Source organism: Halomonas sp. 707D4, assembly GCF_024158685.1.
Classification (GTDB): domain Bacteria; phylum Pseudomonadota; class Gammaproteobacteria; order Pseudomonadales; family Halomonadaceae; genus Vreelandella.
Map to the genome: position 1 here is coordinate 1 of NZ_JAMZBD010000088.1, position 8,895 is coordinate 8,895.

The 8,895-nt window shown below is 64.9% G+C and carries 8 protein-coding genes and 1 pseudogene; 3 read left to right on the forward strand and 6 right to left on the reverse strand.

What is annotated here, in order from left to right:
* The 3 genes from BIS11_RS05785 to rpoE form a co-directional block, all read right to left on the reverse strand.
* On the reverse strand, window positions 1–792 hold a 792-nt coding region (locus BIS11_RS05785; RefSeq protein ID WP_253585814.1), incomplete at its 3' end, for a sigma-E factor regulatory protein RseB domain-containing protein.
* Between the two features lie 45 nt (window positions 793–837).
* Window positions 838–1,566, reverse strand: a complete 729-nt coding sequence (locus tag BIS11_RS05790; protein ID WP_253420860.1) for a sigma-E factor negative regulatory protein — start codon at window positions 1,564–1,566, stop codon at window positions 838–840.
* Between the two features lie 247 nt (window positions 1,567–1,813).
* The gene (gene rpoE / locus BIS11_RS05795) at window positions 1,814–2,413 is read right to left on the reverse strand and encodes an RNA polymerase sigma factor RpoE (RefSeq protein WP_227390762.1); all 600 of its coding nucleotides are present in this window, start codon (window positions 2,411–2,413) and stop codon (window positions 1,814–1,816) included.
* 362 nt (window positions 2,414–2,775) lie between these two features.
* Here rpoE and BIS11_RS05800 point away from each other — a divergent pair, with 362 nt between their 5' ends.
* A complete protein-coding gene (locus BIS11_RS05800) occupies window positions 2,776–3,843 on the forward strand; it encodes a 3-deoxy-7-phosphoheptulonate synthase (RefSeq protein ID WP_253420857.1) in 1,068 nt (355 codons plus the stop codon).
* 70 nt (window positions 3,844–3,913) lie between these two features.
* On the opposite strand, the gene dinG is transcribed toward BIS11_RS05800, so the two are convergent.
* Together dinG and rhlB are read right to left on the reverse strand one after the other, a co-directional pair.
* Window positions 3,914–6,040, reverse strand: coding sequence for an ATP-dependent DNA helicase DinG (gene dinG, locus BIS11_RS05805; RefSeq protein ID WP_253585815.1), 2,127 nt, complete (start codon window positions 6,038–6,040; stop codon window positions 3,914–3,916).
* A gap of 5 nt (window positions 6,041–6,045) precedes the next feature.
* Window positions 6,046–7,320 (reverse strand): ATP-dependent RNA helicase RhlB, encoded by a 1,275-nt coding sequence (gene rhlB, locus BIS11_RS05810; protein ID WP_253426107.1) that lies wholly within the window; start codon window positions 7,318–7,320, stop codon window positions 6,046–6,048.
* A gap of 149 nt (window positions 7,321–7,469) precedes the next feature.
* On the opposite strand from rhlB, the gene BIS11_RS05815 reads away from it, so the two are divergent.
* Both BIS11_RS05815 and xthA read left to right on the forward strand, forming a co-directional pair.
* On the forward strand, window positions 7,470–7,697 hold the full coding sequence (locus BIS11_RS05815; protein ID WP_227390766.1) for a hypothetical protein: 228 nt from the start codon (window positions 7,470–7,472) through the stop codon (window positions 7,695–7,697).
* The gene (xthA, locus tag BIS11_RS05820) at window positions 7,697–8,521 is read left to right on the forward strand and encodes an exodeoxyribonuclease III (RefSeq protein ID WP_253426109.1); all 825 of its coding nucleotides are present in this window, start codon (window positions 7,697–7,699) and stop codon (window positions 8,519–8,521) included. Before BIS11_RS05815 ends, xthA begins: the two co-directional genes overlap by 1 nt.
* Window positions 8,522–8,529: 8 nt before the next feature.
* Here the strand turns inward: xthA and BIS11_RS05825 are convergent.
* Window positions 8,530–8,895: pseudogene (locus tag BIS11_RS05825) on the reverse strand (hypothetical protein); the annotation flags it as partial.

Below are 8,895 nucleotides of genomic sequence, written 5' to 3' on the forward strand. Positions count from 1 at the left end.
CGCCGGCCCGTCGCTGTAGAACCGCTGCGGGAGCGGATCGTCACCGGTAATCATCGCCGGCTGGGCGACGAATCCGTCGGGGAGCCAGTTGACGTCCAGCGCAGCATCGACCTCCTCCCTTCCCTCTTCGTCGACGAGCGGGCCGTCGTAGAGCTCGGGGGACTGCAGCTGGGTCATCTGGAACGTCTCGATCACCCGCTCCTGGGCATCCCTGAGCTCGTGCTTGAGCAGCAGCCCCGTCTCCTCGTCCACCCACCAGGTATGCATGTAGCGGGTCTCGTCGAACGGATCGAAGCGCAGCCGCGAGGCGACCCGCCCGGCGATGCGCTCCTCGTTCTCGATGGTGACGGCGTAGAACTGTTCGACATGAAGAGCCCAAGCCTCCGGAGAGGCGTGTTCATTCGTCGAGGAATCGGGAACGAACCAGGCGAGCCTGCCTGCCTGGGAGCGACGCTCGACGCTGATGGAGGGCCCATCGAGATGCTGGACCACCTGCTGGCGCACGCCGTCGTTGATACGATGGGAGAGTGCCAGGGTACGCACGCCAAGACTATCGATGGAGACCGCTCGCGCCTGGTACTCGTAACACTGGCTGGCCAGCATGCTGCGTACCAGCCACCGCTCGACGTCGTCCTGGGGTGTTTGAACGAGCTCGGGACGCGAGCAGACAGGATTGGAGGAAGCCGACGACGCCGCGTCATCGGCAAGGGCAGGCAGCGCCAGTAATCCAAGCGAGGCAACGCTCGCACCGATCAGCAGGCGCCGCGCCTGGAAAACTCGTTCACCGCTCACACGCATGTCATCCCGTCGACTAATGAAGGTATCATCGCTCGTCGATCAACGCTGCCCGAGCGGTTCGACCGCCGACGACGAGCGCAAAAGCGGCATCCAGCTATCCCCGCTGCCACCGGCAGCGCCTTGGGCATGCTGCTCGAGATAGGTCTGCAGCAGGCGAATCTGATCACTGTCCATGGCGCTGGTCGGCGCCGAGAAAGTCTGGGCGGCGGTAGTGGCCGCCGGCGCGCCGGGGGCCGACTCGCTTACGTTCATGAAACCGCTGCGCCCGGACTGGCCGTTCATGCGAAACGCGGTAGGCTCGAACATCGGCATATCCGCCTGGCTTGCCGCAAGGCCGACCGGCTGTACCTGGGCACCGCTATCGATGGAGGTCGAGGCGAGATCACTACTGCCTTGAGACGCCTGACGAGGGGAACCATCGCTGTTCAAGAACTGGACGCCGGTGATCACCATCAGTGATACCGCAGCCGCGACACCGGCCCCTCGGGCGAAGGAGACACGCGCAGGACGCTGGGTGCTCGCCGTGGCAGGCATCTCCGCCAACGGGGCGGGTTCGTCCTGAAGTCGAGCGAGAATGCCAGCGGAGAGATCGACACTGACATCGACCGAGCGCTCGCGCTGCATCATGCTGCGCGCGAGATGGTAACGCCGCCAGGTGTCGGCCGCATCGCTCTCGCCGGGTAGCGCTTTCAACACTCGGCGAAGCTCGAGCTCGTCGCTCTCGCCATCCATCAACGCCGAAAGTGATTCTCGTGTATTCAAACTCATACTTCACACCCTCACGCTATATTTGGAAAACGTCTCTAGCCGCTCTGGAACGTATCGGCTAGCGCATTTTCTCGGGCCAAGGCTTGGATTTCGCAAGCTTTCGGTGGCTTCTTTGCAAGCTCGAAAGCCAGGGAGCCCCTCAATACGCTCGACGTTTCAATGCTGGTCAATCTGGTCAAGCTCTATGACGCATTTGACGAGCGACAGTTCACAAAAAAATCAAATCGATGCCTTGCCGGCATCGCCTTCACTCTTCGCGACTGTTGCGCGCCGTGCTGATCAACGGGCGAATGTGCTCGTCGACCGCCTCGCGCGCCCGGAAGATGCGCGAACGCACCGTGCCCACCGGGCACTGCATGACCTGAGCGATATCCTCGTAGGCCAGCCCGTCGAGCTCGCGCAGGGTAATGGCGGTGCGCAGGTCGTCGGGAAGCTTCTCGATCGCTTCAAACACCGCAGCCTCGAGCTGGTCTCGCGCGAAAGCCGCCTCGGGGGACTCGCTGTCCGCCAGCCGCCCGCTCTGATCGAGCACCTCGGCATCGACAATGTCGAGATCGCTGCCCGGCGGCCGACGGCCGCGCGATACCAGATGGTTCTTGGCGGTATTGATGGCAATGCGGTACATCCAGGTATAGAACGCGCTTTCGGCGCGAAACTTGCCCAGCGCCCGGTACGCCTTGATGAACGCTTCCTGCGCCACATCCTGTACTTCGCCGTGATCGTGAACGTAACGCCCGATCAGGCCGATGATCTTGTGCTGGTACTTCTTGACCAGCAGGTCGAAGGCACGGGTATCCCCTTTCTGGGCACGTTCGACGAGCTGCTGGTCCGTTTCACGAGTGCCCATTCACACGCCCCTCCAGCTCGAACGATCTATGTCGAGCCCTACTTCCTCTCGCCCCCCTGAGCGGGCTTTAACAGCATGCAGCATAGCGTCCCTTGGGCAATGATTAATGAAAACAATAATTAACGGACAAACCGATAAAATGGACTCGCTCGCCCTGCATAACCTACGCGTCGATATGAACGCTTTGACTATGCGTAGTGTTGCGCGTTATGCCAAAGGCATCAAGCCTCTTGCCCCTGCATGACAAAAACGTGTGGCTGACACCCGAACGCCTCGTCGAGTTCCCTGACAATTGATTTTTGATGCCTTAACGCGCCATAGTAGTGCGACATTTGCCCACCGCTTTACCTACAGGTAGCCGCATGTCAGATCAAGAGGTTAACAATCTCAACGTCCTCGCCCAGGACGTGCTCACCACCCCGGACGCCTTGAAGGCCACCATTCCGCTGACCGACAAGGCGGAAGCCACGGTGATCGAAGGTCGCCGGGTCATCCAGAACATTCTCGACGGCAGCGACCCGCGGCTCTTGATGGTGGTCGGCCCCTGCTCGATCCACGACGTCGACGCCGCCCTCGACTACGCCCGCAAGCTGCGCAAGCTCGCCGACGAGGTCAGCGACTCGCTCTACATCGTCATGCGGGTCTACTTCGAGAAGCCGCGTACCACCGTCGGCTGGAAGGGCCTGATCAACGACCCTCACCTGAACGGCTCCTTCGAGATCGACGAGGGCCTGCACATCGCCCGCAAGCTCTTGGTGGAGCTGGCCGAGATGGGGCTGCCGCTGGCCACCGAAGCGCTCGACCCGATCTCGCCGCAGTACCTGCAGGACTGCATCAGCTGGTCGGCGATCGGCGCCCGGACCACCGAGTCGCAGACCCACCGCGAGATGGCCTCGGGCCTCTCCTGCCCGGTCGGTTTCAAGAACGGCACCGACGGCAGCCTCGATGTCGCGATCAACGCGCTGGAATCCGTTGCCAACCCGCACAACTTCCTGGGCATCAACTACGCCGGCCAGGTCGCGATCATCCGCACGCGCGGCAACGCCTACGGCCACGTGGTGCTGCGCGGCGGCAACGGCAAGCCCAACTACGACAGCGTGAGCGTGGCGCTGGCCGAGAAGGAGCTGGCCAAGGCCAAGCTCTCCGCCAACATCATGATCGACTGCTCCCACGCCAACTCCAACAAGGACGCCAGCCTGCAGCCGCTGGTGCTGGAGAACGTCACCCACCAGATCCTCGATGGCAACACGTCGATCATCGGCCTGATGGTCGAGTCGAACCTGGGCTGGGGCAATCAGAAGCTCACCGACGACCCGAGCAAGCTCGCCTACGGCGTCTCGATCACCGATGCCTGCATCGACTGGGACACCACGGTCGAGACGTTCAGAAAGATGAACCAGAAGCTCGCCCCGGTACTGGCCAGCCGCTGATCACGCGAGACGAAAAAGCCCCCGATGGCATGGCCGTCGGGGGCTTTTTCATTCATGCGATCGCGGCGGACTAACCGATCTCGCGCTTGAACGGTGGCAGCGCGTCGAGCAGTGCCTGGCCGTAGCGCCGGGTGATGACGCGCTTGTCCAGCAGCGTGATCACCCCGCTGTCGCTCTCCTTGCGAATCAGCCGCCCGCAGGCCTGGACCAGCTTGATCGAGGCATCCGGTACGCTGATGCGCATGAAGGCGTTGCCGCCCTGGCTCTCGATCCATTCGGCAAGCGTGGCACCGACCGGGTCGTCGGGTACCGCGAAAGGCAGCCGGGTGATCACCACGTGGGTAAGATAGCGCCCGGGCAGGTCGATGCCCTCGGCGAAGCTCGCCAGCCCGAAGATGACGCTGCCTTCGCCACGATCCACTGCCGCGCGGTGGCGCTCGATCAGCTCGCGCTTGGGCAGCGCATCCTGGGCGAGCACGCGCGCCTTGAGCGCGGGCTGCAGCGAGCGCTCGACGGCGCGCAGCTGGGCGCGTGACGAAAACAGCACCAGCGCCGCCTCCTTCGCATTGAGGCCCTGCACGCACTCGACGATCGCCCGCTCGTGGGCCTCGCGATCGCTCGGATCGGTCGCCAGCGCCGGCACGCGGAGCACCGCATTGGCGTAGTCGAAGGGGCTCGGCAGCGCCTGGTAACGATAGCGCCCGGCCAGGCCCGCCCGCTCCTGCAGCCGCTCGAAGCGCCCGAGTGCGGTGAGCGTCGCCGAGGTGACCACCGCGCCGTGGCAGCGCCCCCACAGGTGCTTGGCGAGCGTGTGCGCGGCGGAGACGGGGCTTGCGGAGAACTCTATCTCCGGCTCGCCCGCGACCTGGCTCAAGGTGATCCAGCGGGCGCAGGGCGGCGCGTTCGGCGCATCCTGCTCGCTCATGCTCAGCCACAGCGCGTGGGCTTCCAGGCTTCGCCCGTGAAGCAGCGCCACCAGCGGTAGCCAGCTCTCCGCCTGTTCGCGCTCGAGCCCGGTCTGCTTGTCCGGGTCCAGCGTCTCGCGCAGGATGTCGGCGATACTCTCGAGCGTGCGCGAAAGCGTCGCGAACAGCGTCACCAGCTGCCCGGCCTGCTCGCCGAGCGCCTCGGGTATCTGGCCTTTCTCGAAGCGGAACTGGTGGCTGTTCTCTTCGTCCCCTAGGCCACGCTCGCGGCCGGCCAGTTGATGCCCCAGGCTGAACACGTCACCCAGCACCGGCTCGAGCGCGTGCACGAGCTCCGGAAGCCCGGCCAGAAGCCGTGCGATGGTGGGCTGGCCGCCCAGGCCGGTATTGAGATCGCTCAAGCTCGACTTCAACGTTCTGAGCCAGCGCAGGCAGCCGTGCACGGCGAAGCGATGGGCGAAGTGGGAGAGCGCCTTGTCCGGCAGGTGGTGCCCCTCGTCGAAGACGAAGATGCACTCGGCGGGGTCGGGCAGGATGGCCCCACCGCCGAGCGCCAGGTCCGCGAGCACCAGATCGTGGTTGGCGACGATGACATCGGCGCTTTCGAGCTCGCGGCGCGAGCGAAAGAAGGCGCAGGCGCCGAAATGGCCGCAGCGCCGCCCGGTACATTGGCGATGATCCACGGTGAGGCGCCGCCAGTGGGCATCGTCGATCGACTCGGGCCAGTTGTCCCGATCCCCTTCCCACTTGCCGCTGCCGTAGGCCTCGGCAAGATCCGTGGCGAGCAGCGTGAAGTCGCTGCCCTGCTCGGCCAGCGACTGCTCGAAGAGCGAAAGCGTAGGATTGGGCTCGACGCCCTCGAGCGCCTGATCGAGCCTTGCGACGCAGACGTAGCGCCCGCGCCCCTTGGCGAGCGCGTAGCTGAACGCCACGCCACTGTGGCTGGCCAGGGCCGGGAGATCCTGGTGAAGCACCTGCTCCTGGAGCGCGACGGTGGCCGTCGAGACGATAAGGCGCTTGCCTCGCGCCTTGGCGACGGGCAGCGCCGAGATCAGGTAGGCCAGCGTCTTGCCGGTGCCGGTGCCCGCCTCGAGTACGCAGACGTGGCGATCGCTTGTGCGCTTGCCTTCGCCATCGACCTCGATCTCGCCCAGCGTGCGGGCGATTTCTGCGATCATCAGGCGCTGGCCGTAGCGCGGGGTCAGCGAGAGCCCCTCGACGACGTTGCGATACGCCTGCTGGATACTCGCCTTGAGCTCGGTGTCCAGCATTGCGGTTACAGCAAGCCTTCCGGCGGGTGCTCGCAGGGCAGCTTGTCGCCGATGTAGCGCTCGATCTCGGGCAGCGAGAAGGCGTCCTCTTCGCCCACGAAGCTGATCGACACGCCCTTGGCGCCGGCGCGGCCGGTACGCCCGATGCGGTGGACGTAGTCCTCCGGGTCTTCCGGCAGGGTGTAGTTGATCACGTGGCTCACGTCTTCGATATGGATGCCACGGCCCGCCACGTCGGTGGCGACCAGCACCTGCACGCTGCCCTCACGAAACGCTTCGAGGGTCTGGATGCGCTGGGCCTGGGGCACGTCGCCGGAGAGCATCGCCACGTTGATGCCGGCCTTGCGCAGCGCGGAATCGAGCTTGCGGACGAGATCGCGCCGGTTGCCGAAGACCATGACCCGCTCGAAGCTCTCCTGCTCGAGAAGCTTCACCAGCAGGCGCTGCTTGTCCTCGTCGGAGACGAGGAAGACGCGCTGGTCGATGTCGGCCTGATTCTCCACGGTCACCTCGATCTCCACGTGGGCGGGGTTTTCCGTCCACTGGCTGGCGAGGTTCAGGATATCGTCGGTGAAGGTGGCCGAGAACAGGAACGTCTGACGCTGCTCCTTTTTCGGCGTGTAGCGGATGATGCGCTTGACGTCCGGAATGAAACCCATCGAGAGCATGCGATCCGCCTCGTCGAGCACAAGCACTTCCACCTCGGAGAGATCGATGTCGCGCTTCTGGTGGAAATCCAGCAGCCGTCCCGGGGTCGCCACCAGCAGGTCGATCTTGCCGGCCAGGCTTTCGCGCTGCGTCTGGTACTCCATGCCGCCGACCACGCTTGCCACCTCGAGATCGGTGAAGCGGGCGAGCGCCTTGGCATCCTTCTCGATCTGCAGCGCGAGCTCCCGCGTGGGCGCGATGATCAGCGCCCGGGGAGCGCCGGGCTTTTGCCCTTCCGGCGCCGGCTCTTCGAGAAAGTAGGCCAGAGCGGACATCAAAAAGGCCGCGGTCTTGCCGGTGCCGGTCTGCGCCTTGCCGACGATGTCGCCGCCGAGCAGGGTCTGGCGCAGGGCCTCGGCCTGGATGGGCGTGCAGTACTCGAATCCCAATGCATGGATGGCACGCATCAAGGGGAGCGGCAAATCGAAGTCATGAAAACGCCACTTGCCGGCCACGGCAGGTACCTGAAACTGGCGGAGGTCCCAGCCGCATTGACGGCGACGCGGCTTGCGCCGACGGCGTTTGGGCTTGCGGTTCTGGGCCGATGCTGTGGTCTGTTCCGACTCGCTCATAGGCTTGGTATCTGTCCATTACGGTGGATGTTAGGCATCACGTCGCGCGTAGTGTATCACAGGGCTTGGCGATTAGAGCGCGTGCCTTGCTGTGTTCGCCCCCCGCTTGCCTGTTAGAATGGCGGCCAAACGAAACGAAGGAGCGCGACATGACGCGTAAGAAAAAGACTCGCTCGCTGGCGGACAAGGTCACCATTCGCACCGGGCGACGCAAGGATTACAAGAAGTGGCGCAAGGAAAACCCCGATCAGGTCGTCTCTTCTCGACGCTTCGTGGCCAAGAAGCAGCAGCAGCGCAAGCTCCAGGCGGTGCGCAAGCTGGCCCGCCAGCAAGAGGGCCAGCCCATCGAGATCCATCCGGGCAAGGACGACACCTGATGCGGCTGGTCTCGTTCAACATCAACGGCCTGCGCGCACGCCTTCACCAGCTGCAGGCGCTGATCGACACCCAGGCGCCGGACGTCATCGGGCTGCAGGAGACCAAGGTCCAGAACAGCGAGTTCCCGCTCGCCGACGTCGAGGCGATGGGCTATCACGTGGTCTATCACGGCCAGAAAGGCCATTACGGCGTGGCGATGCTCACCCGTCAGGCGCCGACCTCGGTCTGCTACGGATTTCCCGATGACGACGAAGAGGCCCAGCGGCGCCTGATCGGCGTGACGCTGCAAGCCGAGGATGGCGAGGCGGTGACCGTCTACAACGGCTACTTTCCCCAGGGCGAGAACGTCGCGCACCCGGTCAAGTTTCCCCACAAGGAGCGCTTCTACCAGCAGCTGGGGCGCTTGCTCGCAAGCCACCGCCCCGACGAGCGCCTGGCGGTGATGGGGGATTTCAACATCTCGCCGGAGGATCAGGACATCGGTATCGGCGAGCCCGCGCGCAAGCGCTGGCTGCGCGAAGGCAAGGCGAGCTTCCAGCCCGTCGAGCGCGAGTGGCTTGCGGGCATCAAGGCCTGGGGTCTCGAGGACAGCTACCGGCTTTGCCACCCGAAGGATGCCGAGCGCTTCAGCTGGTTCGACTACCGCTCCAAAGGCTTCGATCGCGAACCCAGGCGCGGGCTTCGCATCGACTACATCCTGGTGACGAGACTGCTTGCCGAGCTCGCCACCGGCGCCGGCATCGACTACGACCTGCGCGCCATGGAACGCCCTTCCGACCATGCGCCGACCTGGAGCGACTTCTCGCTCACCCTCGCCCCGTGATCACTGCGTTAGCGTAGATTGGCGAGCCACCCCTCGACCTCCTCGTCGCCGAGTGCCCGCGCCTCTTCCCAGGCCTGCTCGGCGCAGGCGTCTTCGCCCCAGGCGTAGGCCAGCTGACCGAGACGTCGCCAATCCTCGCGCTCACCGGTGCGCTCGGCCAGCGCCTGCCAAGCATCAAGCGCCCGATCGACGTCCCGGGCTTGGTACCACGCCTGGGCCAGACGGCGAAGGGTCGTCTCGTCGCGCGCGAGCCGCTCGCTTGCCAGCGCCTGCTCGAGATGCTCGGCGGCGCGGGCCGGCGTGCCGCCGGCCAGGTGCAGCGCCACCAACGTCTCGAAATCCTCGTCGCTCTCAAAGATGCCGAGTTGCCAGGC

What these genes read in the sequence shown, in the direction of transcription:
- BIS11_RS05790 (WP_253420860.1), bottom strand. Translation starts at nt 1,566, where the DNA reads ATGAGTTTGAATACACGAGAATCACTTTCGGCGTTGATGGATGGCGAG.
- BIS11_RS05800 (WP_253420857.1), top strand. Translation starts at nt 2,776, where the DNA reads ATGTCAGATCAAGAGGTTAACAATCTCAACGTCCTCGCCCAGGACGTG.
- rhlB (WP_253426107.1), bottom strand. Translation starts at nt 7,320, where the DNA reads ATGAGCGAGTCGGAACAGACCACAGCATCGGCCCAGAACCGCAAGCCC.
- rpoE (WP_227390762.1), bottom strand. Translation starts at nt 2,413, where the DNA reads ATGGGCACTCGTGAAACGGACCAGCAGCTCGTCGAACGTGCCCAGAAA.
- xthA (WP_253426109.1), top strand. Translation starts at nt 7,697, where the DNA reads ATGCGGCTGGTCTCGTTCAACATCAACGGCCTGCGCGCACGCCTTCAC.
- dinG (WP_253585815.1), bottom strand. Translation starts at nt 6,040, where the DNA reads ATGCTGGACACCGAGCTCAAGGCGAGTATCCAGCAGGCGTATCGCAAC.
- BIS11_RS05815 (WP_227390766.1), top strand. Translation starts at nt 7,470, where the DNA reads ATGACGCGTAAGAAAAAGACTCGCTCGCTGGCGGACAAGGTCACCATT.